Source organism: Stenotrophomonas sp. DDT-1 (genome assembly GCF_001580555.1).
Classification (GTDB): domain Bacteria; phylum Pseudomonadota; class Gammaproteobacteria; order Xanthomonadales; family Xanthomonadaceae; genus Stenotrophomonas; species Stenotrophomonas sepilia.
The window spans coordinates 40,324-67,002 of record NZ_LEKR01000021.1 but is presented as its reverse complement, the minus strand read 5'-3'; the positions used below and the strand labels follow the sequence as shown (position 1 = coordinate 67,002).

27 protein-coding genes are annotated in these 26,679 nt (G+C 66.7%); 6 read left to right on the top strand and 21 right to left on the bottom strand.

Translation table 11 applies throughout. From position 1 onward, the window contains the following. Window positions 1–502: ArgP/LysG family DNA-binding transcriptional regulator (locus AB839_RS12090; protein WP_156476655.1), on the bottom strand; the 502-nt coding region annotated here is incomplete at its 3' end. A gap of 106 nt (window positions 503–608) precedes the next feature. On the opposite strand from AB839_RS12090, the gene AB839_RS12085 reads away from it, so the two are divergent. Next, the gene (locus tag AB839_RS12085) at window positions 609–1,223 is read left to right on the top strand and encodes a LysE/ArgO family amino acid transporter (protein ID WP_061479541.1); all 615 of its coding nucleotides are present in this window, start codon (window positions 609–611) and stop codon (window positions 1,221–1,223) included. Here the strand turns inward: AB839_RS12085 and map are convergent. From map to AB839_RS12005, 16 genes are all read right to left on the bottom strand, one after another. Beyond that, window positions 1,220–2,002 carry a type I methionyl aminopeptidase gene (gene map / locus AB839_RS12080; protein ID WP_061479546.1) on the bottom strand — a complete coding sequence of 261 codons (783 nt, stop codon included), beginning with the start codon at window positions 2,000–2,002 and terminating at the stop codon, window positions 1,220–1,222. The genes AB839_RS12085 and map overlap by 4 nt on opposite strands. A 7-nt stretch (window positions 2,003–2,009) precedes the next feature. Next, window positions 2,010–2,222 (bottom strand): ParD-like family protein, encoded by a 213-nt coding sequence (locus AB839_RS12075; RefSeq protein ID WP_061479540.1) that lies wholly within the window; start codon window positions 2,220–2,222, stop codon window positions 2,010–2,012. Window positions 2,223–2,290: 68 nt separating this feature from the next. Next, window positions 2,291–2,650, bottom strand: a complete 360-nt coding sequence (locus tag AB839_RS12070) for a VOC family protein (protein WP_061479539.1) — start codon at window positions 2,648–2,650, stop codon at window positions 2,291–2,293. Window positions 2,651–2,840: 190 nt separating this feature from the next. Then, window positions 2,841–3,725 (bottom strand): hypothetical protein, encoded by an 885-nt coding sequence (locus tag AB839_RS12065; RefSeq protein ID WP_061479545.1) that lies wholly within the window; start codon window positions 3,723–3,725, stop codon window positions 2,841–2,843. Window positions 3,726–3,728: 3 nt separating this feature from the next. Further along, window positions 3,729–4,793: a GNAT family N-acetyltransferase gene (locus tag AB839_RS12060; protein ID WP_061479538.1), complete on the bottom strand. Its 1,065-nt coding sequence runs from the start codon at window positions 4,791–4,793 to the stop codon at window positions 3,729–3,731. Between the two features lie 28 nt (window positions 4,794–4,821). Then, the gene (locus tag AB839_RS12055; RefSeq protein ID WP_061479537.1) at window positions 4,822–6,222 is read right to left on the bottom strand and encodes an aminotransferase class III-fold pyridoxal phosphate-dependent enzyme; all 1,401 of its coding nucleotides are present in this window, start codon (window positions 6,220–6,222) and stop codon (window positions 4,822–4,824) included. A 64-nt stretch (window positions 6,223–6,286) separates the two neighbouring features. Further along, window positions 6,287–7,003, bottom strand: coding sequence for an MtnX-like HAD-IB family phosphatase (locus tag AB839_RS12050; RefSeq protein WP_061479536.1), 717 nt, complete (start codon window positions 7,001–7,003; stop codon window positions 6,287–6,289). Window positions 7,004–7,177: 174 nt separating this feature from the next. Next, window positions 7,178–8,380: a DegT/DnrJ/EryC1/StrS family aminotransferase gene (locus tag AB839_RS12045; protein WP_061479535.1), complete on the bottom strand. Its 1,203-nt coding sequence runs from the start codon at window positions 8,378–8,380 to the stop codon at window positions 7,178–7,180. A 10-nt stretch (window positions 8,381–8,390) separates the two neighbouring features. Further along, window positions 8,391–8,789 carry a DMT family transporter gene (locus AB839_RS12040; protein WP_032954032.1) on the bottom strand — a complete coding sequence of 133 codons (399 nt, stop codon included), beginning with the start codon at window positions 8,787–8,789 and terminating at the stop codon, window positions 8,391–8,393. Then, a complete protein-coding gene (locus AB839_RS12035) occupies window positions 8,786–9,145 on the bottom strand; it encodes an EamA family transporter (protein WP_021202495.1) in 360 nt (119 codons plus the stop codon). Before AB839_RS12035 ends, AB839_RS12040 begins: the two co-directional genes overlap by 4 nt. 1 nt (window position 9,146) lies before the next feature. After that, entirely contained in the window at window positions 9,147–9,983 is an 837-nt protein-coding gene (locus tag AB839_RS12030; RefSeq protein ID WP_005415777.1) for an alpha/beta fold hydrolase, read from the bottom strand. An 80-nt stretch (window positions 9,984–10,063) separates the two neighbouring features. Next, window positions 10,064–11,443 (bottom strand): sensor histidine kinase, encoded by a 1,380-nt coding sequence (locus tag AB839_RS12025; protein ID WP_061479534.1) that lies wholly within the window; start codon window positions 11,441–11,443, stop codon window positions 10,064–10,066. Beyond that, a complete protein-coding gene (locus AB839_RS12020) occupies window positions 11,440–12,123 on the bottom strand; it encodes a response regulator (RefSeq protein WP_005415779.1) in 684 nt (227 codons plus the stop codon). Before AB839_RS12020 ends, AB839_RS12025 begins: the two co-directional genes overlap by 4 nt. 132 nt (window positions 12,124–12,255) lie before the next feature. Further along, the gene (locus tag AB839_RS12015; protein ID WP_061479533.1) at window positions 12,256–13,383 is read right to left on the bottom strand and encodes a metallophosphoesterase; all 1,128 of its coding nucleotides are present in this window, start codon (window positions 13,381–13,383) and stop codon (window positions 12,256–12,258) included. A 215-nt stretch (window positions 13,384–13,598) separates the two neighbouring features. After that, window positions 13,599–14,282: a hypothetical protein gene (locus AB839_RS12010; RefSeq protein ID WP_061479532.1), complete on the bottom strand. Its 684-nt coding sequence runs from the start codon at window positions 14,280–14,282 to the stop codon at window positions 13,599–13,601. Between the two features lie 423 nt (window positions 14,283–14,705). Then, on the bottom strand, window positions 14,706–15,137 hold the full coding sequence (locus AB839_RS12005; RefSeq protein WP_061479531.1) for a helix-turn-helix domain-containing protein: 432 nt from the start codon (window positions 15,135–15,137) through the stop codon (window positions 14,706–14,708). An 87-nt stretch (window positions 15,138–15,224) separates the two neighbouring features. On the opposite strand from AB839_RS12005, the gene AB839_RS12000 reads away from it, so the two are divergent. After that, window positions 15,225–16,430: an MFS transporter gene (locus tag AB839_RS12000; protein WP_241776776.1), complete on the top strand. Its 1,206-nt coding sequence runs from the start codon at window positions 15,225–15,227 to the stop codon at window positions 16,428–16,430. Between the two features lie 101 nt (window positions 16,431–16,531). On the opposite strand, the gene AB839_RS11995 is transcribed toward AB839_RS12000, so the two are convergent. Then, entirely contained in the window at window positions 16,532–17,947 is a 1,416-nt protein-coding gene (locus AB839_RS11995; RefSeq protein ID WP_061479544.1) for a GGDEF domain-containing protein, read from the bottom strand. Window positions 17,948–18,233: 286 nt separating this feature from the next. On the opposite strand from AB839_RS11995, the gene AB839_RS11990 reads away from it, so the two are divergent. Both AB839_RS11990 and AB839_RS11985 read left to right on the top strand, forming a co-directional pair. Continuing rightward, on the top strand, window positions 18,234–20,483 hold the full coding sequence (locus AB839_RS11990) for a TonB-dependent siderophore receptor (protein WP_061479543.1): 2,250 nt from the start codon (window positions 18,234–18,236) through the stop codon (window positions 20,481–20,483). 140 nt (window positions 20,484–20,623) lie between these two features. Continuing rightward, the gene (locus tag AB839_RS11985; RefSeq protein ID WP_061479529.1) at window positions 20,624–21,604 is read left to right on the top strand and encodes a cation diffusion facilitator family transporter; all 981 of its coding nucleotides are present in this window, start codon (window positions 20,624–20,626) and stop codon (window positions 21,602–21,604) included. Between the two features lie 38 nt (window positions 21,605–21,642). Here the strand turns inward: AB839_RS11985 and nfi are convergent, their stop codons facing one another. Then, the gene (gene nfi, locus AB839_RS11980) at window positions 21,643–22,317 is read right to left on the bottom strand and encodes a deoxyribonuclease V (protein WP_061479528.1); all 675 of its coding nucleotides are present in this window, start codon (window positions 22,315–22,317) and stop codon (window positions 21,643–21,645) included. Window positions 22,318–22,411: 94 nt separating this feature from the next. Between nfi and gpmA the strand changes: the two genes are divergently transcribed. Further along, the gene (gpmA, locus tag AB839_RS11975) at window positions 22,412–23,161 is read left to right on the top strand and encodes a 2,3-diphosphoglycerate-dependent phosphoglycerate mutase (protein WP_014036448.1); all 750 of its coding nucleotides are present in this window, start codon (window positions 22,412–22,414) and stop codon (window positions 23,159–23,161) included. Between the two features lie 110 nt (window positions 23,162–23,271). Here gpmA and AB839_RS11970 read toward each other — a convergent pair whose 3' ends face one another. After that, the gene (locus AB839_RS11970; protein ID WP_231352623.1) at window positions 23,272–23,733 is read right to left on the bottom strand and encodes a hypothetical protein; all 462 of its coding nucleotides are present in this window, start codon (window positions 23,731–23,733) and stop codon (window positions 23,272–23,274) included. Between the two features lie 138 nt (window positions 23,734–23,871). On the opposite strand from AB839_RS11970, the gene AB839_RS11965 reads away from it, so the two are divergent. Beyond that, window positions 23,872–25,965: a M13 family metallopeptidase gene (locus AB839_RS11965; protein ID WP_061479526.1), complete on the top strand. Its 2,094-nt coding sequence runs from the start codon at window positions 23,872–23,874 to the stop codon at window positions 25,963–25,965. A gap of 68 nt (window positions 25,966–26,033) precedes the next feature. Here AB839_RS11965 and AB839_RS11960 read toward each other — a convergent pair whose 3' ends face one another. Then, on the bottom strand, window positions 26,034–26,651 hold the full coding sequence (locus tag AB839_RS11960; protein WP_061479525.1) for an HD domain-containing phosphohydrolase: 618 nt from the start codon (window positions 26,649–26,651) through the stop codon (window positions 26,034–26,036). Window positions 26,652–26,679 lie beyond the last annotated feature (28 nt).

Genomic DNA, 26,679 nt, shown 5'->3' with positions numbered 1-26,679 from the left:
GGTAACGCATGGCGCCGAGCGGGTGCACGTTGCAGCCCTTCACCGGCTGGCTTTCGGCGGTCACTGCGCCGAGCACGCTGCCATCGCGCAGCAACTGCAGGGTGTGGTCCTGGTCGTCCATGCGCAGGTCGAACAGGTAGCCATGGCGCTGGTACAGGTCGGCGACGGCGGGCACGAACCAGGTATCAAGCGAGTCGTCGTTGACCGCCAGGGGGATGGGCGTACGCGCAGCGTCGTTGCCACGCTCGGGTAGCAGCTCGGCCAGCGCCTCGGCTTCCAGCGCCTGCATCGGGCGTACCCGGCGCAGCAGCGCTTCCCCCGCAGCAGTCGGTCGGCAGGGTGCCTGGCGCACCACCAGGACCTGCCCGAGCCTGTCTTCCAGCGCCTTGATCCGTTGCGACAGTGCTGATGGGCTGATCGACAGGCGGCGTGCCGCGGCCTCGAAGCTGCCTTCTTCCAGCACCGCAGCGAACGCGGCCAATTGTGGATGTACCAGATCCATGCCGGTGCCCCTTCAGTTTTCCTGCACAGGATAAAGAAAAATCAGATTGTCTAAACAGGGGCGGTGGCCGCACCCTGCGCGTCCCCTCGCTGCCTGGCCTGTCCTGATGTGGATCGCCGCTACCGCCGCCGGCCTGTTCGCAGGTGCCGGCCTGATCATCGCCATCGGCGCACAGAATGCCTTCGTGCTGCGCCAGGGCCTGCAGCAGCGGCATGTGGGCAGGGTGGTGCTGGCCTGCGCCGGCGCGGACACCGCGTTGATCCTGGCCGGCGTCGGTGGCATGGGCGCGCTGGTGCTGCAGTGGCCGCTGCTGCTGCAGGGGCTGCGCTTCGGTGGCGCGGCGTTCCTGCTCTGGTATGGCCTGCAGGCGGGACTGCGCGCGTGGCGCGGTGGTAGCGTATTGGCCGCCGCCGAGGCGCAGGCCGGCAGTGCGCGCCAGGTGCTGCTGACCTGCCTGGCGTTCACCCTGCTCAACCCGCACGTATATCTGGATACGGTGGTGCTGCTGGGCAGCCTGTCCACGCGCTACCCGGGCAATCTGCGCTGGGCCTTCGCCGCCGGGGCCTGCGTGGCCAGCGTGGCCTGGTTCTGCTCGCTCGGCTATGGGGCGCGCCTGTTGCAGCCGGTGTTCCGCAGGCCAGGTGCCTGGCGGGTGCTGGATGCCGCCGTGGCGGTCTTCATGTTCTGCCTGGCGACACTGTTGCTGTTGCGTCCGCTCTAGGCCGCGTCCACCACGCACAGTGGCGCTTCGCCGGGGCGCAGGGTCAGTACGCGCACACCGTTGCGGGTGACCGCCACCGTGTGCTCGAACTGCGCCGACAGCTTGCCGTCGCGGGTGTACACCGGCCATTCGTCCGGCTGCTGGCGGATGGCCGGCTTGCCCTGGTTGAGCATCGGCTCGATGGTGAACACCATGCCTTCTTCCAGCACCCTGCCGGTGTTGGGATGGCCGTAGTGCAGGATCTGCGGCTCCTCGTGCATTTCCTGGCCGATGCCATGGCCGCAGTATTCCTTCACCACGCTGTAGCCGTGGCTGCGCGCGTGGCGGGCGATGGCGTGGCCGATGTCGCCCAGGCGCGCGCCGGGGCGCACCGCAGCGATGCCTTTCCACATCGCCTGGTAGGCGGTCTGCACCAGCCTGCGCGCGGCGTAGTCGACCTCACCGACCAGGTAGGTGGTGCTGGAGTCGGCGATGTAGCCGTTCTTCTCCAGGGTGATGTCGAGGTTGACGATCTGGCCATTGCGCAGCACGTCGGTGGTGCTGGGCACGCCGTGGCAGACCACGTTGTCGATCGAGGTATTGAGCACATACGGGAAGCCGTATTGGCCCTTGCTGGCCGGCCGCGCCTGCAGCTCATCGACGATCATGCGCTCGACCAAGTCGTTGATCTCCATCGTGCTGCGGCCCTGCAGCGGCAGCCGGTCGAGCGCGGCGAACACCTGCGCCAGCAGGCGCCCGGATTCGGCCATCAGCGTAGTTTCGTGCGGCTGCTTGATCACCGCCACGTCAGCCCCGCCCGGGTGCCAGCGCCTGCGGCTGCACGCCGGCGGCGCGCAGTTCGCTGGCGACGATGTCCTGGAAGCTCAGCGTGGGGTTCATTTCGCACAGCATGCCGACCCGGATCCAGAAGTTGGCCTGGGCGTTGATCGAGCGGCTGGAGACGGTGCAGGCACGGCGCAGCTGGTCGTGCAGGGTGTCATCGATGTTGACGATGCCCATTGGCGGTCCTGGAGCAGGGAATATACGAATCGTATATGTTTCGTATATTTGCCTCAAGCCCGCGTTGTTCAGTCCAGGTGGGTGGCAAAGCGCAGGCGGTTGCCGTCGGGGTCGCGCAGCAGCATTTCGCGGCTGCCCCAGTCGGTGTCATGCGGTGGCTGCTCGATCGGCACGCTGGCGGCGCTGAAGGCGCGGTACACGCTGTCGACGTCGTCGACGATGAAGTACACCGCGCTGCCGACCTCGCAGTCACCGCTGTGCTCGGTGAGGAAGATCGTCTGGCCATCCCGGGTGAGCTGGGCGAACAACGGCAAACCGGCTTCGAAGCGGTGTTCCCAGTCGACCACGAAACCCAGCCCCTGCACGTAGAACGGCAGGGTGGTGTCTGCGTGGCGCATGCGCAGTTGCGGGATGACGGTCTGGGGCATGGCGGCGGCTCCGAGGTGGGAACCCAGTGTAGAGCCGAGCCATGCTCGGCTGCTGTTCGCGGTCCCCTCAGGCGAGCATGGCTCGACTCTACAGAAGGCGCCAGCCGGGCGTGGGCTCGGCTCTACCCGGCGCTGGTAGATGCCAACCTTGGTTGGCATTGCCGGCCAACGGCCGGCATTGCCGACGCGGTCAGCAGGCCGTCGGTGCGGCGGCGATTGCCGCCAGCAGTTCGCGGTTCACCTGCTGGTGACGCGCCTGCCAGACGGGAAGATCATCGGCGCTGATGTCCGGTTGGCCATCCAGCGACGACAACCAGCGCTTGAAGCCGCTCTGGTAGTTCGCCAGCGAGACTTCGCCGGTGATGTCACTGCCGACCAGGCCACCGGCGCGCAGTGCTTCGATCACCACCAGTGCGTGTTCCAGCTGGAAGCGGCCCTGGTCCCAGTTGCTGCGCGCAACGTCCTCGGCGAATACATCCTTGTCGATCGACAGGTAGGTCGGCTGCGGGGATGTGGCCTGCTCGGCGGCGAACGCGGCGACCAGTGCCTCCGGATGCTCGAAGCGTCGGAACGCACGGCCCATGCCGAGGCGGTGGCCCCAGCCCACGTCCACGTCCATGCACCAGTACGTCAGGCGTCCACCCATCAGCGGTCGCCAGTGGTTCTCCCAGGCATGACCGGGGCCGATGTCGCTGGAAGTGATGCCGAGCACATGGATGTGCGAGATTTGCGGCAGCTTGCTGGCGGCGTTCACCCACGAGCCGCAGTGCATGCCGAGCGGGAACCGCATGTTGTCCGGATGGTTGTCCAGCACCACCAGCTGGAACGGGGCCTGCCCATGCATGCGGCGCAGCAGTGGCAGGCTCAGGTGGTGGAAGTCGCCACTGCCGAGCATGACGGTTCCGAGCTGGGCCGGCAGCGGTGCCAGCACGTCAGCGGCGAAACGGTCGAGGGTGGCATTGCTGCAGGCAAAGCGCAGCGGGTCATGCCACTGCGGCAGGGCCAGGGTCTGCGCCTGTGGCAGCGGCAGCACGCCACCGTCCAGGTCCAGGATCAGCGGGGAACGCAACGGCATCATTCAACCGCCTCCATCAGGTTCGCCCTGCAGATAGGGTGCCAGCCTGCGCAGCGCAGCGCGCAGCAACGGGGAACCAGCATGGATCGCATGCCGGGTGGAGGTGAAGCGCGCACCCAGTTCGGCCTTGATCCGCGAGTCGGTCCAGCCGGCCACGTAGTGGCTCAGGCCGTGCTGCTGCGCGTACTCGAGGTTGTGCATCCAGCTGACTGCGTACAGGTTGTGCTCGCGCGACTGCGGATAGGCCAGGCCGATGTACTTGTCCACCAGCTTGCCGGCATGCACGTAGCACAGGTTCCAGCCGATCAGCCGGCCCTGGTGGCGGTACAGGAACATCCGTCCCTGGCCCTGGCTGTCGGCCAGCAGGTACTGGAAATAGGGCAGGTCGAGCTGGTCGAAATGCACCGCGCTCTGCGCGTATACGCCCAGGTACAGCGCGTACAGTTCGGCCTGCAGGTGCGGGTCGGCCAGGGCCGGGTTGCCGGTGGCGATGCAGTCGATCTGCAGGTCATCGCGCGAGCGCAGCTTGCGACGGATGTTCTTGCGGCGCGACGATGACAGGCGGCCGAGATAGTCGTCGAGCGAATCGAAATCGATCGCCACCCAGGCCAGCGGCATGCCTTCCAGTTCGACGAAGCCGCGTGCCAGCAGCGCCTGCAGGAAGGCGCCGCTGTGTGCGTTGGCGGCGTCGTCCAGCAGCGGTGAATCGATCGCCAGGTCCTTGACCACCAGCAGCCGGGTATCGCCGATCGCGTGACGTGTCACGTCCTCGGCCAGCGCCTCCGGCGCCACGTGCGCCGGCAACGGGGTGTACTCGGTGCTGGTGGCACCGACGAAGCGCGTCTTCCAGGTGATCCAAGGCCGCCACAGGCGCGACAGCGGCAGGCCGAGCAGCCTGCCGCGCAGTTCGTCGTCCATCGTGGTGGTCAGGTCCAACAGGGCACGGAAGGTCGGCAGGCCGCTGGGAAGGCGGCCCGCCTCGAATCCGAGCGGCGGGTGGGCCAGGAAGCCCTCCAGCAGCGCGGCCGGTTCCAGCGCGGTGCTGGATGCGCGTGACGTCATTTCCATCGGCACGGGAACCGGCAGCGCATCGACCTCAGCCCTTGGCCTTGGTCAGCGCCTGGTCGAGCAGGGTGATCGCCAGGTCGATCTCTTCGTAGCTGATGTCCAGCGACGGCGCGAAGGTGATCACGTTCTTGTACCAGCCACCCACGTCGAGCACGAGGCCCATGCGCTTGCCGTCGTGCAGCAGGTCACCGGCCAGGCCGATGTCGACCATGCGGTCCAGCAGCTCCTTGTTCGGGGTGTAGCCGTCGGCCTGGCAGATTTCCGCACGCAGCGCCAGGCCCAGGCCGTCGACGTCGCCGATTTCCGGGTGGCGCTTCTGCAGGCCGCGCAGGCCGTCGAGGAAGTACGCGCCCTTTTCCGGCACGGTGCGCTCGTAATCCATTTCCTTGCCCAGCTTCAGCACTTCCAGGCCCAGGCGGGTGCCCAGTGGGTTGGAGTTGAAGGTGGAGTGGGTGGAGCCCGGCGGGAACACGGTCGGGTTGATCAGCTCTTCGCGCGCCCACAGGCCCGACAGCGGGTTCAGGCCGTTGGTCAGCGCCTTGCCGAACACCAGCACGTCCGGGGTCACGCCGAAGTGCTCGATCGACCACAGCTTGCCGGTGCGCCAGAAGCCCATCTGGATTTCATCGACGACCATCAGGATGCCGTACTTGTCCAGCACGCGCTTGAGGCCGGTGAAGAAGTTGCGCGGCGGGATGACGTAGCCACCGGTGCCCTGGATCGGCTCGACGTAGAACGCGGCGTACTCGGCCTGGCCGACCTTGGGATCCCACACGCCGTTGTACTCGCTTTCGAACAGCCGCTCGAACTGCCACACGCAGTGGTCGGAGTACTCGTCCGGGGTCATGCCCTTCGGGCGACGGAAGGGGTACGGGAACGGGATGAACATCGCGCGCTCGCCGAAGTGGCCGTAGCGGCGGCGGTAGCGGTAGCTGGAGGTGATCGACGACGCACCCAGGGTGCGGCCGTGGTAGCCGCCCTCGAAGGCGAACATCAGGCTCTTGCCGCCGCGCGCGTTGCGCACGATCTTCAGCGAGTCTTCAATGGCCTGCGCACCGCCAACGTTGAAGTGCACGCGGCCGTCGAGGCCGAACTTCTCGTGCATGTCCACGGCAATGGTCTTGGCCAGCTGCACGCGGGTCGGGTGCAGGTACTGGCTGGCGACCTGCGGCAGGGTGTCGATCTGGTCCTTCAGTGCATCGTTCAGGCGCTTGTTGCTGTAGCCGAAGTTGCACGCCGAGTACCACATCTGCAGGTCGAGGTAGGGCACGCCTGCGCCGTCGAACATGTAGCTGCCTTCGCCGCGCTGGAAGATCTTAGGCGGATCGACGTAGTGGACGGTATCGCCGAAGGAGCTGTAGCGGGCTTCGTCGGCCAGCAGCTGCGCATCGGAGGCAGCGGCGGCGGCGTTCTTGTCAAAAATGTTCATGCAGTTCGGTTCCGTGAAGGACGTTCGAAAGGGGTAACAGGGGAGCGCGCCTGGAAGGGAGTGCTCAGGCGGTGGCCAGCAGCAGGGGCAGTGCGGCGGGCTGCGGGCTGGCGTCGAGACGACGTGGCTGCAGCAGGCTGCCATCGAGCAAGCGCGGCAGCAGTGCGATTGCGTCGTGGAAGGTGTCGATGGCGGCATGCTCGATGCCGGCATGGGTGCAATGGGTGATCAGGCGGCGCTTGGCGAACACGAAGTCGGCATCTTCGGATACACAGAAATCCGAACTGCCGTCGCCGATCATCAGCACGCGCGGTGCTTCGTTGGCGCGCGCCTGCGCGGCGCAGGTGCATTTGCAGGTGCCACTGCGGCAGCCTTCGGCCTGGTAGGGCGATTCCAGTTCCCAGTGGTCATCGCACCAGCGCAGGTGGTTGGCCACCACCGGCAGCTGCGCCAGGCCGTGGTTGGCGAGAATGCGATGGATCGCATAGTCCAGGCCGTCACTGACGATGCGCAGCGGAACGCCCAGCTGTCCGGCACGGCTGACAAAGGCGGCGAAGCCCGGATCGATCTGCACCTGGTCCAGATGGGCATCGAGCGTGGCCGGATCCAGCTTCAGCAGCCGCACCTGGCCCTGCATGCATTCACGCGAGCCGATCTTTCCCGCCTTCCACTGGTCTTCCAGTTCCTGCCAGCCCGGCTGGCCGTACTTTTCCAGCAGCGAGTCGATGACATCTTCGAGGCTGATGGTGCCGTCGAAGTCACACAGGATGCTCCAGCGCATGGGCAGGTCCGTCGATGAAAGAAGCGTCCGGCACGATGCCGGGGCAGGCTCAATGTAGGCAGGCCGCCTTTCTCGTTCCTTTCCTGTTGAAAGGCTTTTTTTACGGGCTGGGAAAGCGTTCAGGAAGATGCATGGATGAATGCGCGGCGCGCAGGCCATGCATGCACGTGCGGGTCAGGCACGGGCCAGGACCTGCAGTATTTCGGCCGTCTCCTCACGGGTCTGCCAGGCGCTGTTGCCAAGGGTGAGCATGCGTGCGGCGAAGTCACGTGCATTGGGCACGTCCTCCTGCGGCACGATGCCACGCAGGTAGGCGTAGTCGGGCAGGGCACGGATGAACATACGGCTGGCGCCGAGGCCGCGCGGCCACAGTGTGTCCAGTGCGGCGTCACGCGCGCGCTGGCTGGGCAGCAGCAGCATCAGCATCGGCCAGGTGCCGCCGCTACCGGCCAGGCCATCGACCACCTCCACCGCCGGCAGTTGTGCCAGCTGCACGCGCAACTGCAGTGCGCGCAGGCGCCCGGCCTGCAGGAACGCCGGCAATCGCCGCGCGGCATGGGCACCGATGTTCTGCCGCCATCGGCTGACCCGGTGCTGCGGTATGTCCAGCGGGAAAACATCACCGACCGCGTCTTCCAGATCGCCACGCTGCAGTGCGTTGCGCAGCGGATTGCCGTACACCAGCGACAGCAGCGAGGGGCGATAACAGGCGGCAAGGCCAAGCAGCTGCACACTGCGAAGCAGCTCCCAGCGCAGGTTGAAGCGCACGTGTTCGGCGGCATGCTCGGCCAGTTCGGCGCGCAGTTCGTCATCGCGGCTGACCAGCAGGCCGCCTTCGTGCAGGCTCAGCCCCTTGCCGGCGGCCAGGCTGAAGAATCCGATGTCGCCACGCAGGCCGACACTGCTGTTGCCCACCCGTGCGCCCAGCGCCTGTGCGGCATCTTCGATGACCCAGGCGCCGGCGCCGCGCGCGATGTCGCAGGCCCGTTCGACATCGGCGATGCGACCGCCGAGGTGGGTCGGCAGGATGGCCAACGTACGCGCATCGGCCAACCGCTTGAGCTGGCCGGGATCGAAGTCGAAGTGGCCGCGCCGGGTATCGCACAGCTGCACGCGCAGGCCGAGGCTGTGCACCGCGATCGGCACCAGCGGACAGGTGTAGGCCGGCATGATCACCGTGTCGCGCCTGGGCGCGCGCTTGCGCAGGGTGCGCAGGGCGATCAGCAGCGCGTGCGTGCCGGAACAGGTCAGCTGCAGCGGCGGCGTGCCCAGCTGGTTGGCCAGGATCCCGCGCAGGTCACCACCACCGGGAAGGAAGTCGCTGGCCTGCATCGGCAGGCCGGCGGTCGGTGGCAGTTCGCGCGCGAACAGGCTCATCGCAGCCCGCTCACGAGGTGCTTTCGGCGGGACTGTGCGGGTCGTCCGCTTCCGCGCGGCCGAGGCAGACGATGCCGGCCACGATCAGCACCGCACCGACCAGGTGGTGCAGGGTGAGCGGCTCTTTCAGCAGCCAGGCCGACAGCAGCAGCACACTGATCACTTCCAGGTGCGAGGCCGCGAATGCCGGGCCGATCGGCGCATGCCGCAGCAGGCTCATCCAGGTGAAGAACGCACCCACGTAGCCCAGGATGGCGCCGTACACCCATGGTTGCGACAGCACGCGCAGCAGCCAGGTGGTGTTGGCCTCGACCGGCAGCGCAGCATCGCCGGCGTACTTGAAGCACAGCTGGGCCAGGGTGTCGAAGGCCATCAGCAGGGGGAAGCCGATCACATACAGGCGCCTCATGAGCCGGCCCCCACCACCGCCACGCCTGCTGTGACCAGCAGCATCCCGGTCACCCGCAATGGCGTGAGCTTCTCGCGGAACAGGATACGGCCGGCGATCATCAGCGCCACGATGTTGATCGAGCCCAGCAGCACGCCCTTGGACAGCGGAACCAGTGACAGGAAGGCGATCCAGGCGACGAATTCAAGCACGTAACAGGCGATGCCGATCCACAGCCAGGGGCGGCTGAGCATGTGCTTCCAGCGCTGCAGTCCCTCGCCCTCCTGCGGGTCGCTGGCGGCGGCCTTGAAGGCGAGCTGGCCACCGGTATCGAGCACGACATTGGCCAGCCACAGCAGCGTGGCAAGTGCCCCCATCTCAGGCCACCGCCTTGAGGACGCCGCTGCGTTCACCGATCCCGGTGAAGAAGCGCGCGCTGCGGCGGATCACCTCGCGGCGTTCGCGGTCGATCGTGATCATGTGGTAGCTGTCCTCCAGCACCACCAGTTCCTTCGGGCCACTGACCCGCGACATCACCAGTTCGGCATTGCCCATGCTGGCCACGTCGTCTTCGCGGGCGTGCATCACCAGGCACGGGGCGGTGACCTGGTGCAGGTGGCGGCGGGTCCAGTTGCTCAGCGCCCGCATCTCGGCCAGCGCGTGCCAGGGATTGCCCGGAAGGCCGGCCGCCGCGCTGTCGCCGGACAACATGGCGGCGCTGACCTGCGCACGCAGGCGCTCGTCGCGCAGGCCGTACGGCGGTTCTTCCATGAACATGCGGTCGCGGCCGATGTTGAAGCGCTTGAACCACGGTAGCAGGAACGAGAGGCGGGCGACGGCGGGTATGTTCCAGCCGTCGTAGCGGAACGTGGCGCCATACACGCCGACGCCGGACACCCAGTCCGGTCGTCGAGCAGCAAGTGCCAGCGACAGCACCGCGCCCATCGACAGGCCACCGACGAACAGCTGGTCGACCTTGCCGCGCAGGCTTGCCGCCGCATCTTCCACGCCCTGGTACCACTGTTCCCAGGTGGTCGCCAGCAGGTCATCCACGGTGCCGCAATGGCCGGGCAGCTGCACGCCGTGTACGGTGAAGCCGGCGTTGTTCAGCCCTTTGCCCAGCATGCGCATTTCCGCCGGGGTACCGGTCAGGCCGTGGACCAGCAGCACGCCCTGCGGGCCACCGGGGAGGAAGAAGTCGTGCGAGTCGGTCACCTGGCGGCTCCGGGACGGCAGTGGGGAGGGTCAGGATCGCAACCGCGATTTTCGCCAGCCTTTCAGCGCCCCGGTCCGGGTCAGGGGCCCTTCAGCAGCGGCAGCGTGATGGCGACCTTGAGCCCGCCGCCGGGGCGGTTGAGGAAGGTCAGGCGCCCGCCGAAGTGCTCCACCGCCTCGTGGGCGATGGCCAGGCCCAGGCCGGTGCCGCTGGCGGTGGTGCCGGGGGCGCGGAAGAAGCGCTCGCCCAGCCGCGGCATCACGTCCTCGGGTACGCCGGGCCCGTTGTCCTCCACGTACAGTTCGACGTCGTTGTCATCCAGCGCGTGCACGCCGACGGTAACGGTCGCATCGCGGCCGGCATAGCGCAGCGCATTGTCGATCAGGTTGTCCAGTGCTTCCTGCAGCTGGGCACCGTTGCCGAGCACGCGCAGCGGCTGGGGGCTGCCGCGGTAACCCAGATCGATGCCATCGCGGATCGCTTCAGGCACGCGTGTACCGACCCACTGCGGCACCCGTTCGCACAGGTCCAGTACCTCCACCGTCTCCGGCACGGTCTGGGCCCGGCTCAGCGCCAGCAGCTGGGTGCTGACCCGCGCGGTGCGCTGGTTGAGCCGGCGGATGTGCTGCAGTGCCTCGCGCACCGTGTCCGGGTCGCCATGCGCCAGTGCCTGGTCCACGTGCAGGGCCATGCCGGCCAACGGCGAGCGCAGCTGGTGCGCGGCGTCGGCGATGAAACGGTTCTGCAGGGTGATCATTTCCGCCTGGCGGGCAAACAGATCGTCGATGGTGCTGATCAGTGGCTGGATTTCCTCCGGCACGTCGGCGTCGGAGATCGGCGCCAGTTCGCCTCGGCGCTGTGCCAGGCGGGTCCTCAGCGGGGTCAGGATGCGAAGGCCATGGGTCACCCCGAACCAGACCAGCGCGGCAGTGCCCAGCGCCAGCATGGTCATCAGCGGGATGATGATCATCAGGATCTCTCGCGCGCGCTGGCGTCGTTCGGCCATGCTTTCGGCCACCGTCACCGCAAGCTGGTCCTGCGGATCGTTCATCGCACGCGTGCAGACGGTGGCCATGCGCACCGGCTGGCCGTTGAGAATGCCATCGTACAGGGTGGGGTCCACGCCGGTGCATTCCTGCGAAGGCGCGTAGGCACTGAAATCTGCATTGCCGCTGAGCGTCCCCTGGCGGCTGCTGTCGACGTTGAAATAGCGATGGCCGTCGGGTTCGTACTCGATCAGGAAGCGTGCTTGCGGAGACAGGTCGCTGGTCACCGGCATGGTGCTCAGCATCTGTGCGAACGAGTGCGTGTCGTCGATCAGGTTGCGGTCGTGGATGCGGTTGGAATAGTCCAGCGCAACGTAATAGGCCAGGATCGTATTGAAGGTGAGAAGGCCCAGCATCGGCAACGCCAGGAAGGCGAGCAGGCGCCGTCGCAGGCTGGGGGGGCCGCTGATCACGGCGCGCTGCCGTCCTGCGCGTCTTCCAGCATGTAGCCCAGCCCGCGCACGGTGCGGATGCCCATGCCGCCCGGCTGCAGCTTGCGGCGCAGGCGGTGCAGGGCGATGTCCAGGCCGTTGTCGGTCAGGTCCTGGCCCCAGTCGCACAGCGCTTCCACCAGCTGCGCGCGTGACACGATGCGCTCTGCACGCACCGCCAGCGCCGACAGCAGGCCGAACTCGCGTGCGGTCAGTTCAAGTGATTGGTCGTCGATCCATACGCGGTGCCCGGCCAGGTCCAGGCGCAAGCGGCCGATGCGCAGGTCCGGATTGCCATTGCTGGTGACCCGCCGCAGCTGTGCACGCACGCGGGCTTCGAATTCATCCAGTGCGAACGGCTTGACCAGGTAGTCGTCGGCACCGAGGTCGAGCACGCGCACCCGCTCGGCCAGGCCGTCACGCGCGGTCACCACCAGCACCGCCAGGCCATCGCCGCGCTGGCGCAGTCGTTGCAGCACGTCGCGGCCATCTAGTTGCGGCAGCCCCAGATCCAGCACCAGCAGTGCATACTGGGTCGAGCCCAGTGCTGCATCGGCGTGCGCACCGTTGTCGACGTGGTCGACCACGTGCCCCTGCCGGCGCAGCGAGGCGCACAGGCCGGAGGCGATGTCCGGGTCGTCTTCAGCAATCAGAACGCGCATGCGCGGGGCTCCTGTAACGGTCAGGCCCACCGGCTGGACGGGGCGGGCCTCTCGGCTGCCGAAGGGTAGCCGCAAACCGGGTGAAGGTGGAGCGCGCCGGCACCTCCCGGCGCCGTCACGCTGTCCCTCCATTCAGTCCTGCAGCCCCGGCTCACCCAGCGCCAGCGGCATCCGGGAGCCATCCAGCAGGCCACGGCTGAGCTTGCCCTCCTCGATGAACAGCAGTTCGCCGTTCTCGCCGTTCTTGATGCTGCTGTCGATGGCGATCACGCGGTCGCCGTGGAAGCTGCTGACGTGTGGCATCGAGGTATGGCCGACCACGATGCGCTTGAGCTGCAGGCGGTCGAGCACGGCCTGCACACCCGCGGTGTCGAGGCGGCCATCGAAATAGCCGCGGTACCAGATCGGGCTGGTCTTGCCGTCATACAGCGGTGCGGTGGCCGGGTCGGCCTTCACTTCGGCCTTGGGCAGGCCCAGCGAGGCCTGGTAGGCCGCGTTGGTGCGTGCCGGGTCCAGCGCCAGCTGCACCGCCTCGGGCGAGATGCCGCCGTGCAGGAACAGGGTATCGCCGATCTTCAGCAGTACCGGTCGGGTGCGCAGCCACTGCCCGATCACCGAGTCGGCGCCATACAGCTGCGGGTAGCTGCGGCCCAGCAGCTGGGCGCTGCGCAGGTACTTCGGGTTGACGTAGCGCAGGTCGTCGTACAGCACCATGGTTTCGTGGTTGCCGAGCACGAAGTGCACGGCGCCACCGGCGGCGGCCGCCTGCTGCTGCAGGCCGTAGAGCAGCCAGAACGCCTCGGTCACCTGCGGGCCGCGGTCGAACACGTCGCCGGCGATGACCAGGGTGTCCTTGCCCAGCGCCCAGCGATCTTCCGCGTCGATCACGTGGTGGGCACGCAGCAGGCGCACCAGCAACCCGTACTGGCCGTGGATGTCGGACAGCGCGACGATGCGCGGTGTGGCCGGCAGCACCGACACCGAGGCTGCATTCGGCGCAGCCACGTGCACGGTGTGTTCGTAGCCGCAGCGCGGTGCGATATCGGTCCCTGTTGCCCCGGAGGCAAGCGTGCGCGATTCGACCATGTCGGCGCAGATCCATTGGGCCTGCACCTGGTCGCCCTGGCGGAACACATAAGGGCCATCGGCCTGCACGTGGTCGGCGGGCGCGGCCGCCTCGCGCGCCTGCGTGGTTCCGGCGCTGCAGGCCAGCAACGGCAGCAGCAGGGCGGTCATCAGGGAAGGGCGATAGCGCGACATCGTCGGTGTCCGGCGGTGGAAACATCCGATGCTAACCGGCGCGGCCGGGTCGCGGTGTGCGCGAATGGGCGGGTCATGGAAGTGAAGTCGTCTGGATAGGAAATCGGCAAGAACGTCGGCCGGGGGCCCAGAAGGCCCGTCGTGATGCCGCGTATCCGCGGGTTACGTTGGCATGTGACCGACCGTGCGATCCTGCCGCGCGGTCCCTTGGAGTTTCAATCGGCCATCTCTCGCTCTAGCTTGCGTTGCGAGCCTCTCTCTGAAGCAAGCTTCAGTAATGTGGAGATCTTCTCTAGCTTCCCTGCAAAGATAATCACGATCACTGCTCCCGCCAGCAAACCCAAGCTGCAACAGGTGATCAGAAGCTTGGCGTCTGACACCCACTGCGCGGTCTTGTCGCCGTTCCCGGTGCTCAAGAGATTGATGATCAGTGCGCTGATGGCGGTTGCTGCAGATGCCAATCCAGCACGCCTTGTGAGGAGCTTGGATTCCTGCTCAAGAAGCTTTGAGCGCTGGTCCAAATGCTGGGTATTGCAGTGCGAAAGATCCTCGGCAAGGGTGGAATCTGCGTCAGCAGAGACATCTACGCGATCCGCCATATTGTTGAAGCCATGCCTGAACAGCAGAAAGAACTGGACGACCTGAATGACAAAGAATACTAGCCCCAGGAACATGATAATCCCCGTCAGCGGGAGCACGATCACTTTGGCAGCCTGCTGAGTGATCTGATCTGCCTTCAGAAGTGCCATGCATCCAAGGCTCAGAAGGAACAACGCGACCATGCTGCCAACTACGTAGTTTTCCGCCTTGCTGAGGGGTATAACCTGCTTCGGACGTTTGATACGAAGCAGCAAGATGCGGGTGCTGGGGATCTCAGGGTACTGGTCTTTGTCTGTCATGTTTGATGCACGGGCTGAATGAGCCTCGAGCATCGGAGATCTTCGTCTCAGATATTGAGATGACTTTGATAAGGCCGATCAGATTGCGTATCTGTCCGCTGCAAAAGAACTAGAACGTCGTGCTTGGGTTGAGTACATCTGAAAATTTCAATCTGCCTTTTTTGATTGGGCTGGTGGTGATGAGTGACCTGGAAGTGGGTAGATCAGCGAGTGCTGTATTCGGCACAGTGGCGTTCGAGCTGTGGGAGCTATGCGCCAATTGCTTTGGAGGCGTCGTATGCCACAAGGGCAAGCCCAAAGGCGCTTGAACAAATGCCCACTGGGCCGAGGTATGAGCAGTGGTCACCGTCTAGCATCACGAGTAGAGAGCCCCCTACGAGACGTTGTAGAAGAACCGATCCTCGTCTGGCGGAAGCGCGCGCTTCAGACGAGCTTGAGCACGACCGTCTGGCCTGACGCGAGAGCATGACCAGCTGCGTCTAGCGGCTGCATGTAGGGCAGCGGCCGCCGCGTCGCCAATTCGATCAGCTGTGAATGGGCTTCCCCCATACCGAAGCGATGGCGCTCTCCCCACTGGCGCAGCGCGACCAGCAGCGGGAACAGTTCCTGGCCGGCGGCGGTGAGCACGTACTCCTGGTAGACCGATCCATCGGAGGCCGGCCGCAGCTGCAGGATGCCGGCCTCGACCAGCCGGCGCAGGCGGTCGCTGAGGATGTTGCGCGCCGCGCCGAGGCTGCGCTGGAAGTCGCCGAAGCGGCTGACGCCGTCGAAGGCATCGCGGATCACCAGCAGTGCCCAGCGATCACCGAGCAGGTCGGCGCTGCGGGCAACGGGGCAGGGGCTGTCTGCGTGCATGGCGGTCTCCGTCCTATGTGGTTGCAGTTTAAAACCAAAGTGGCTAGCCTGCATCCGGTTTCAATATGAAACCAGATGACGAATGCCATGCCGATTCCACGCCCCCTGCTGGTGCTGCTTGCGGTTGCCGCCGGCGCCAGCGTTGCCAACGTCTATTACGCGCAGCCGCTGCTGGATCAGCTTGCACACGCCTTCGCGCTGGAGCGGGCGGTTGCCGGCGCGGTGTTGGCCGCGACCCAGGCCGGCAGCGTGCTGGCATTGCTCGGGTTGCTGCCGCTGGCTGATCGCGGTGACCGGCGGCACCTGCTGCGTCTGCAGCTGGCGGCACTGGTGGCAGCCCTGCTGTGGCTGGCAGCGGCACGCACGGCCGGTTGGCTGTTGTCGGGCATGCTGCTGGCCGGGCTGTTGGGCACGGCGCTGACCCAGGGCTTGATCGCCTACACGTCAGCGATGGCTCCGGCCGCGCAGCGCGGGCGCGTGGTGGGGGTGGTGCAGGGCGGGGTGTTCATCGGGTTGCTGCTGGCGCGCGTGCTGTCCGGCACGGTGGCGGCCATTGCCGGCTGGCAAGCAGTCTATCTGCTGTCGGCAGCGCTGATGGCGACCCTGGCCGCACTGCTGTGGCGACGCCTGCCGGCTGTGCCGATACCCCCGGTGCCGCCGCGTTGGCGCGACCTGATCGGCTCGATGCTGGGCATGCTGCGCCGGGATCGCACGCTGCGCGAGCGCGGTCCACTGGCGTTGCTGCTGTTTGCCGGACTCAACGTGTTCTGGGCGGCGGCCCCCTTGCCGCTGTCGGCCCCACCGCTGCAGTGGTCCACTGCGGCCATCGGTGCGCTCGGCCTGGCCGGGGTGGCAGGTGCATTGATGGCGTCGCGGGTCGGGCACTGGATGGACCGCGGTTTTGCCGATCGGGTCAGTCTTGGCGCGCTGCTGTTGATGCTGGTCGCGTGGTGGCCGCTGCTGGGCCTGCCGCAGTCGCTGTCGTTGCTGCTGCTGGGCGTGATCGTGCTCGATCTGGGTGGGCAGGCGCTGCATGTCTCGAACCAGGCGCTGCTGCTGCGCGCGCCGGGCGAGCAGCATGGACGCCTGGTGGCGCTTTACATGCTCTTCTATGCGGTGGGTAGTGGTGTCGGTGCGGCTGCCGGGCCCTGGATGCAGGCCCGGCACGGCTGGCCTGCCGTGTGCCTGCTGGGCGCCGGCATCGCGCTGCTGGCGCTGCTGTGGTGGGCAGCGTGGCGGAGGCGGGCGGTGAAAGCAGCGGCTGGCGCGCGAATCGGTAGAGTCGACTGTTAGTCGACTGCTCCTCGTTCCGACGGCGAAAAGCTCCGCGCTGCGCGCGGTAGTCGACTAACAGTCGACTCTACCCGCCACCGGGATTTTTCATTTCCGCCAGTTCAGCGCTGCAACGCGCGCCGCCCCGGGGCTTCCTGCAGGTCCGCGCTGGCCACCACCACGCGGTTGCGGCCGCTGCGCTTGGCCTCGTACATCGCCGCGTCGGCACGTGCCATCAACCGCTCGTAGTCCGGGTGGCCATCATGGCCGGCCACGCCGATGCTGGCAGTCAGCGACAGAGCCTGGCCGTTGGCCAGTGCCACTGGCGACTGCGCGATCTGCCGGCGCAGGCTCTCGGCGATCACCGTGGCCTGTGACTCACTGGCGGCAACCAGCACCACCACGAACTCCTCGCCGCCGTAGCGGAACAGGTAGTCGCTGCCGCGGGTCAGCTGGCCGAGCAGGCCGGCGACGTGCTGCAACGCGCGGTCGCCGGCATCGTGGCCGTGGCCGTCGTTGATCGCCTTGAAGTGATCCAGGTCGAGCAGCAGCAGCGAGAACGGCGTGCGGTTGCGCGTGGCCAGCTCGATCTCCCTGCGCAGCACGGTAGGCAGGAAGCGGCGGTTGAGCAGGTTGGTCAGGGCATCGCTGCCGGCATCCAGTTCACCGATGCGTTCGAACAACAGCGTCATCAGGGTACGGATGGCGGCCAGGTCCTCGCGGATGGCCGGCAGCACCGCCAGTCGTTGCGCCGGGGTGTCATGGCTTGCCCGCTGCAGGTTGCCGTCGATGCGGGCCATCAGCTGGCCGACCTGCTGGGTTTCGCTGCTCTCGCCGAAGCTGGGGATGCCCTTGTGGGTGAACCACAGGCCGAATTCCGAGGTCGCCAGGCTCGCGCTTTCGCTGGCCTGCACGTGGCCGGCGAGTGCGTAGAGCAGGGCGTTCTCCCAGTCCAGCAGCAGTGCACGCTGGCGCTCGCGTTCAGTACCGACATTCTGCACCAGCGAGAACAGCCGATAGGCAGCATCGGCACGGGTGGAGCGCTCGCGTGCATGGGTGTAGGCCAGGGTCATGCCTTCCATGGCGATGTCCATGATCGCACTGAGGCAGTCGATGGCGGCGAACGCGGTGGCGCTGTCGGGCGCGTCGTCGCGCAGGCGCACGAACAGCTCGTGCTTGAGTACGCGCGCGCCGCGGGTGACCAGGTCGACCGGAATGCCGACCCGGGCATGCACATCGCCGATCACCCGTTGCGAGGCAACGGTGGCGGCAATGCCGTCGGCATCGGTGGTCAGCAGCTGCACCAGCCAGCGCTGCATGGCCGGTTGCAGGCGTTGCTTGACCTGATCGTGGGACAGGAAGCGGCGTGCACGCCCGTCCTGCAACAGCACTTCGTAGAAGCGTTGGGCCAGCGCCGGCGGGGCATCGGTTGCGGCGGCGTGCAGCAGCGCGGTGGCGGCCGGGCCGGCCTGTTGCAGGCAGTGCTGCCAGGCCTCGGCCAGCGGCTGGCTCGCATCGTCCAGTTGGGGTGGTTCCACGTCGATCTCTGACTGCGTACGGCAAACCACGGGTATCGGCCGCGGCGGCGTGCGGTTGATGGTGGGCAAGCCGGCCAGTTTAAGCGCGATGCAGGGTCGTTCGGCGCGCAGGGCACACCACGCCTGCGGTATCAATGAGCGAACGCATTTGAGAATCACTCTCATTGATGGGAGAATGCGCGCACGGATCGGGCCGCAGGCGACTGCAGCGACGCTCCGCCTCCCCCTCGTCGTTGCCTCAAGCCCTTTGCCAGAGGCCCCGTTGCCCTGCCAGAAGGTCCAGATCATGTCTCCTGCCGTTGTCCTCTCGCCGCGCCCGCTGGCGCTCGCCGTTGCCGCCCTGCTGGCGGGCAGCGCCCTGACCGCCCAGGCTGAAGCCGACGCCACCGATATCGACACGGTGCACGTCACCGCCTCGCAGATTGCCCGCCAGGCGTTGGGTACCTCGACCATCACCGCCGAGGACATCGCCAAGCGCCCACCGGCCAACGACATCGCCGAACTGCTGCGCACCATGCCGGGCGTCAACCTCACCGGCAACAGCGCCTCGGGCCAGTACGGCAACAACCGCCAGATCGACCTGCGCGGCATGGGCCCGGAAAACACCCTGATCCTGGTCGACGGCAAGCGCATCGGTGCGCGCGATGCCGTGCGCATGGGCCGCAGTGGCGAGCGCAACACGCGCGGCGACACCAACTGGGTGCCGGCGGAGATGATCGAGCGCATCGAAGTGCTGCGCGGACCGGCGGCGGCACGCTATGGCTCCGGTGCGTCCGGTGGCGTGGTCAACATCATCACCAAGCGCCCGACCGGCGACCTGACCGGTGCGGTCGACCTGTACGGGCTGGTGCCCGAACACAGCGCCGAAGGTGGCAGCGAGCGCGTCGGCCTGCAGCTGAGTGGGCCGATGACCGACACGCTGTCGTTCCGCCTGTACGGCAACCTCAACAAGACCGACGCCGATTCACTCGATCTCAACCGCCGGTACGCCACCCAGCCGAACGCAGTGCCACCGGCTGGCCGCGAGGGCGTCAAGAACCGCGACATCAACGCGCTGCTGCGCTGGGACGTGACCGCCGACCAGGTGGTCGAGTTCGAGGCCGGCACCAGCCGCCAGGGCAACATCTATGCCGGTGACCGCGCGGTCAGCACCACCGGCACTTCGACCGGCATCGATCTGGCCGCCCTGGCCGACGGCAAGGCGGAAACCAACCGCATGTATCGCAACACCGGCGCGATCACCCATCGTGGCCGCTGGGGCGATGTGACCTCGCGGGTGACCGCCGCGGTGGAGGCGGTGAACAACTCACGCATCAATGAAGGCCTGGCCGGTGGCCCGGAGGGCAGCTTCAACGGCACCGACTGGTCGACCTCGCGCCTGCGCAACTACCAGCTGGATGGCGAAGTGAGCTTCCCGACCACGCTGGGCGGCGCCGAGAACATCTGGACGCTGGGCTTTGAATACCTGGACAGCCGCCTGACCGACCCGTACTCGATGAGCCAGTCCAGCAGCAGCGGCGGTGGCATCCCGGGGCTGTCGGCTGATCGTGCGCGCGGCAAGGCCGATGCGCAGACCACGGCGGTGTTCGTGGAAGACAACATCTACCTGGGCGAGCGCTGGATCGTTACCCCGGGCCTGCGCTTCGACCACCACAGCCAGTTCGGCAACAACACCAGCCCCAGCCTCAACGCGCAGTTCCGCATCAGCAGCGACTGGGTGGTGAAGGGCGGCATTGCCCGCGCGTTCAAGGCGCCGAACCTGTATCAGTCCAATCCGGACTATCTCTACTACACCCGCGGCAACGGCTGCCCCAATGCGCTGCCGAGCCTGGGCGCCGGTTGCTACATGCGCGGCAACGCGGACCTGAAGGCGGAAACCAGCCTGAACAAGGAACTGGGCATCGAATGGGCACCGCAGAGCGGCTGGCAGGCGTCGTTGACCTACTTCCACAACGATTACAAGGACAAGATCCAGGCCGGCTACACCCAGATCGGGCTGACCGCCGACACCAAGGGCCGCATCTTCCGCTGGGAGAACGCGCCGAAGGCGATCGTGCAGGGGCTGGAAGGCAACCTGGTCATTCCGCTGCTGGGCGAGCAGGGCAACCGCCTGAAGTGGAGCAACAACTTCACCTACATGGTGGAAAACGAGAACAAGACCACGCACCAGCCGTTGTCGGTGATTCCGAAGTACACGATCAACACCATGCTGGACTGGCAAGCCACCGACAGGCTGTCCGTGCTGCTGACCGGCACCTTCTACGGCAAGCAGGAACCGGCCACGACCAACATCAACAACGACCCGCGCTGCACCGGCAGCTGCGATGCATCGATCGCGCTGCAGGATCGTGGCGCGTACAACATCTGGGGCGTGAGCGCGCGCTACAAGGTGACCGAGACGGTCAGCTTCGGCTTCGGCGTGAACAACCTGGCCGACAAGCGCCTGTTCCGCGAGGCCAACAGCAGCGATGCCGGTGCGGCGACCTACAACGAACCGGGCCGGGCCTACTGGGCCAGCCTTCGCTTCGGCTTCTGACCGCAGGCCGGCGTCGGTCTGCAGCCCTCGCCGGGCCATGCCCGACGAGGGCTCGTGTGGCCTGCAATGTTATAAACACCGTAATAGTCTCCCCCGCCAGCACGGCGTAGCCTGCACCGCATCGCAAAGGAGCTGTTGCCATGGGCCACGACCACGATCACCTGCCATCCGAGATCCGCCACGAGAAACCCTTGTGGTGGGCACTCGGCCTGACCACCACCTTCCTCGTCGTCGAAGTGGTGGGCGCGTTCTGGACCAACAGCCTGGCGCTGTTGTCCGACGCCGCGCACATGGCCACCGATGCGCTGGCGCTGATGATCGCGCTGGTCGCGGTACGGTTGAGCCGGCGCCCGCCGGATGCGCGCCGCACCTACGGCTATGCACGGCTGGAAGCGTTGGGCGCGATGATCAACGGTGCCATGCTGTTCGTGGTCGCCGCCTACATCCTGTGGGAGGCGATCGGCCGCTTCCGCCAGCCGCAGGAGATCGCCTCCTCCGGCATGTTGGTGATCGCGGCTGCGGGCCTGGTCATCAACCTGATCTCGATGCGCCTGCTGCAGGCGGGCAGTGGCGAGAGCCTCAACGTGAAGGGCGCCTACCTGGAAGTGTGGGCCGACATGCTCGGCTCGGTGGCAGTGATTGCGGGCGCATTGTTGATCAAGTGGACCGGATGGAAACCGATCGACCCGATCCTGGCCGTGCTGATCGGCCTGTGGGTGCTGCCGCGTACCTACGTGCTGATGCGTGAAGCGATCAACGTGCTGCTGGAAGGCGTGCCCAAGGGCATGGACGTGGACAGGGTGCGCGACAGCCTGTCCGGCCACGCCGCAGTCCTGGACGTGCATGACCTGCACGTGTGGGCGCTGGCTTCCAGCACGCCGGCGCTGACCGCGCACATCGTGATGCGCGAGGGCACCGATGCCGATGCGCTGCGCCGTGAGCTGGGCGGACGCCTGCATGATGACTTCGGTATCGAGCACGTGACACTGCAGATCGAAGCGGACCACTGCGGCGAAGCCTGTGGCGGGCCGGCGCCGGCCAAGGGCGGCGGACACGAGGGCCATGAAGGCCACGACCACGGCGAGGACGCGCAGGGCCATCGTGGCCATGTGCATCGTTGATCGAAGATGACGCGCGCGCCGGGAGACGCCCGGCGCAGCTATTCGTCCCGCCGCGAGGCCAGCCGATCCGCCAGCCGGGTTGGCTCCGGCAGCCGATAGCCACGCAGGGTGTGCTGCACCCAGCCCAGCGCGGTATCGGCACTGATCCGATGGCCACCGGCCACGAACAGCGGCTTGCAGCGCACCTTGCTGCGCAGCACCCAGCCCAGCTGCTCATCGCCGTCCAGCAGTGGTGTATGCGCGCCGGCCTCGGCGCCCGGTTCGACGAACCTTCCCACCAGTTTCGATTTCGCCACGCCGATGCTCGGCAGGTCGGTGACCACGCCCAGATGCGCGGCCACGCCCAGCCTGCGCGGATGGCTGATGCCGTGGCCATCGACGAACACCACGTCCGGTGCCCGCGGCAGCAGCGCCAGCGCGGCCAGCAGCGCCGGCAGCTCGCGGAAGCTGAGCAGGCCGGGGATATAGGGCATCACCGTGGGGATGCGCGCGATCTCCTGCGCCACGGGCTGCAGCGTCCTTGCATCCAGCAGCACCGCCGCGGCGCGGGTAATGGCACCGTTGTCCTCGAAGCCGACGTCCAGCCCGGCCAGCCAGCGCACGTCACGGGGCAGGCGGTCCTGGCGTTCCACGCGGGCGGCCAGTTGCAGCTGTTGCGCGCGGGCAGCGGTGACGCTGCCTTCCCAGCGCCCGGGGTCGATCACCGTATTCATTGGCTCCAGCATCGCATGCGCGGCGCCACGGCACGGTGAGCGGCCACCGGGGCTACAATGGCGGCCTGCCTTTCCTCGCGTTGGAGACCCTGCAGTGACCCGTAAACTCGTACTGTTGCGCCATGGCCAGAGCCAGTGGAACCTGGACAACCGCTTCACCGGCTGGGTCGATGTCGACCTGACCGAGCAGGGGCGACGGGAAGCGGCTGCCGCCGGTCGCCTGATGCGCGAGGAAGGCCTGCAGTTCGACGTCGCCCATACCTCCGTGCTGAAGCGCGCCATCCACACCCTGCAGGGTGCGCTGGCCGAGCTGGAGCAGGACTGGCTGCCGGTGAACAAGTCCTGGCGCCTCAACGAGCGCCACTACGGCGGCCTGCAGGGCCTGGACAAGGCCGAGACCGCTGCCAAGCACGGCGAAGAGCAGGTGAAGGTGTGGCGTCGTTCGTACGACATCCCGCCGCCGCCGATGGACCTGGAAGATCCGGGCCATCCGATCCATGACCGCCGTTACGCCGGGCTGGACCGCAACGCGCTGCCGGGCACCGAATCGCTGGCCACCACCCTGGACCGCGTGCTGCCGTACTGGCACGACGCCATCGCGCCGCAGCTGAAGGACGGCAAGACCGTTCTGGTCACCGCCCACGGCAACTCGCTGCGTGCGTTGTACAAGTACCTCAACAACGTCTCGCGCGAGGAAATCCTCGAGCTGAACATCCCGACCGGCATCCCGCTGCTGTTCGAACTGAACGATGACCTGACCGTGCAGTCGTTCCGCTACCTCGGCGACCCGGAAGCGGCGCGCAAGGCCGCCGAAGCCGTAGCCAACCAGGGCAAGGCGAAATAAGAAGCAGAAGGCCGGCGCAAGCCGGCCTTTCTTTTTGTAGAGCCGAGCCCACGCTCGGCTGACGCTGTCGCAACCCGGTAGAGCCACTTCATGGTGGCTGCATGTTCCGGCTACGACGGATCCAGCAGGCGCACCTTCGGCGACTGCAACGCAGCAATGTCGATGACGTGGTCCTGGCATATCACCTGGTAATGCGTGAATGGGCCCGGGTAACGGGTATCAGCGAAGGTGGCACGGCCCAGATATTCAAGGAACTTCGAATGGCTGTAGCGGCGGAACAGGTTGCCGCTCCAGGCTTCGGAGTCGTCCCAGCTCTGGTAGGACTCGTTGTGCACGGCGTAGCTGATGTAGTGGTCCCAGATCAGTTCAAACCGCTGCGAGTGGGGTACCACCTCTATCGCACGCACATCATCGATTGAACGTCCATGACCGAGCTCCACGCGGGAGGGCTTTCCGACCACCCGGCCCTCCTCGACGACCAGGCGCAGACGATTCGCTTCCGGCTCGCCAATCTCAGCAAGAAACAGAAACTCACAGGTGTCGAGGGCCAGCAGCAGCGCAGGTTCGTCCATGCTCATGAGGTCCAGTGATCGCAGAGGCCAGAGCATACCGGCACGCGGCGGGAGCTGCGCCGTGGGCTCTGTGACCTTTGGCCGGTCCCCAACCTCACGCCCCCGGCTACCCTGTGAAATTACCCGCAGGAGAGCCTCATGAACGTCCGCAACCTGGTCCCGCTGGGCCTGACCATCGCCATCGCTGCCTCGCTGGCCGCCTGTGGCAAGAACGAAACCGCGCCGGCGGCCAGTGCCGACGCCAAGCCGGCCTTCGACCTGTCGCAGATCAAGACGCCGCTGATCTCGCTCAACAGCGCCGACCTGGATCCGGCCATTTCGGCCTGTACCGACCTCAATGGCTTCGTCAACAGCAAGTGGCTGAAGGCCAACCCGGTGCCGGGCGACCAGACCACCTGGGGCAGCTTCGAGATCCTGCGCGAGCGCTCGCTGGAAGTGCAGCACGCGCTGGTGCAGCAGGCCGCCGCCAGCCAGGCCAAGGCCGGCTCGGTGAAAGCCAAGATCGGTGACATCTGGAAGACCGGCAACGACGAGGCCAAGATCGAAGCCGCCGGCCTGGCGCCGCTGCAGCCGCAGCTGGACAAGATCACCGCGCTGAACGACACCGCCGCCATCACCCAGTACCTGCGCGACAGCCAGGCCGAAGGCAAGGGCGTGTTGTTCTCGCTGTTCGCCAATGCCGACTACAAGGATTCGGCCAACGTCATCGCCTATGTCGGCCAGGGCGGCCTGGGCCTGCCGGAGAAGGGCTATTACTTCGACGATGCGCAGGCCAAGATCCGCGACGCCTACGTGGCCTACATCGCACAGGTGCTGACCCTGTCCGGCGTGGACGCGGCGCAGGCCGCCGAGCAGGCCAAGGCCGTGATGGCCTTCGAAACCCGACTGGCCAAGGCCTCGATGTCGCGCATCGAAATGCGTGACCCGGCCAAGCGCTACAACCCGCTCAGCGCCGCCGACGCCGACAGGCTGACCCCGAACTTCAGCTGGACCGCGCTGTTCGACACCCTGAAGGTACCGGCCGCGCAGAAGTTCTCGCTGGCCCAGCCGGGCTTCTTCGGTGAAATGGACAAGATGCTCGCCGACGTGCCGGCCAGCACCTGGCAGGCCTACCTGCGCTTCCACACCATCGACGATGCCGCGCCGTACCTGAGCAGCCAGTTCGAGAAGGCCAACTTCGATTTCTACGGCACCACCCTGCGTGGCCAGAAGGAAATGCAGCCGCGCTGGAAGCGCGTGCTGGAGTCGGTCAACGGTGGCATGGGTGAGGCCCTGGGCCAGCTGTACGTCGACGCCGTGTTCCCGGCCGAGTCGAAGGTGGCCATGCAGCACCTGGTGGAGAACCTGTCGCAGGCATTGAAGGCGCGCCTGGAGCAGCTGCCGTGGATGGGCGAGGAAACCAGGAAGAAGGCACTGGAAAAGTGGGCCAGCTTCACCCCGAAGATCGGCTACCCGGACAAGTGGCGTGACTGGTCGGGCCTGCAGACCAACGGCGACAGCTACCTGGGCAACATGCAGGCAGCACGTGCGTTCAACTACCGCTACATGCTGGACAAGATCGGCAAGCCGGTGGACAAGACCGAGTGGGGCATGACCCCGCAGACCGTCAACGCGTACTACAACGCCACCAAGAACGAGATCGTGTTCCCGGCGGCGATCCTGCAGGCGCCGTTCTTCGACGCCAAGGCCGATCCGGCGCTGAACTACGGCGGCATCGGTGCGGTCATCGGCCACGAAATGATGCACGGCTACGACGACTCGGGCAGCCAGTTCGCCGCCAACGGCAACTTCGACAACTGGTGGACGGACGCCGACCGCAAGGCCTTCACCGAGCGTACCGACCAGCTGGTCGCGCAGTTCGACGGCTACGAGTCGGTGCCGGGCGTATTCGTGAAGGGCAAGCTGACCCTGGGCGAGAACATCGGCGACCTGGGCGGCCTGACCGTGGCCTACGACGCGCTGCAGATGGCGCTGAAGGAAGACCCGAAGGCCAATGTCGAAGTTGACGGCTATAGCCAGGATCAGCGTTTCTTCATGAACTGGGCCACCGTGTGGCGCCGCAACTTTACCGATGGCGAGCTGCGCGTGCGCCTGAACACCGATCCGCACGCGCCGGCCAATTTCCGTGCCAACGGTGCGCCGTCGAACATGCCCTCGTTCGCTGCTGCATTCCAGTGCAAGGCGGGTGATGCGATGGTGCGCGCCGACGACAAGCGTGTGGTGATCTGGTAATCGATCACCCGTGACGCGTGGAGCGAAAGGCCCGGCGAACGCCGGGCCTTTCGTTTGCCCGGCCGATCTCAGGCCAGCGCCGGTTCCCGCTCCAGCATGCGATGGAAGCGTTGCAGCACGTACGGATCCACCAGCCCGCCGGCCTGCTCGTCGATGATCCGCAATGCGGCCTCATGCTCCATCGCGTCGCGATACGGGCGCACGCTGGTCATCGCATCGTAGGCATCGGCGATGGTGACGATGCGCGCGCCCAGCGGGATGGATTCGCCGCGCAGCCCATCGGGGTAGCCGCTGCCATCGAAGGCCTCGTGATGGGCGCGGATCAGCCGCGCCACCGGCAAGGCGTCGCTGCGGCCGGTGGCCAGGAAGATGTGTTCGCCGCGTACCGGATGCTCGCGCATGATCGCGCGCTCCTCGTCGGTATGCCGGCGGGGTGCCAGCAGCACGTCATCGGGTATGCCGATCTTGCCGATGTCATGGAAGCGCGCGGCCAGGCCGATCTGCGCACGGGCCTCGTCATCAAGATCGCAGTGCGTGGCCAGGCGCTGCGCGAGCAGGCCAACGCGGTCGCAGTGGTGGCGGGTGTAGGCGTCGCGCATCTGCAGCGACATCGAGAGGGCATCGATCAGGCAGGCCTGCGCGTGCAGCAGGTCGGGGGCGGGTACGGCGTCAGGGAACATGGTCATCCGCCCGCACCGGGTGGGGACCGGTGCG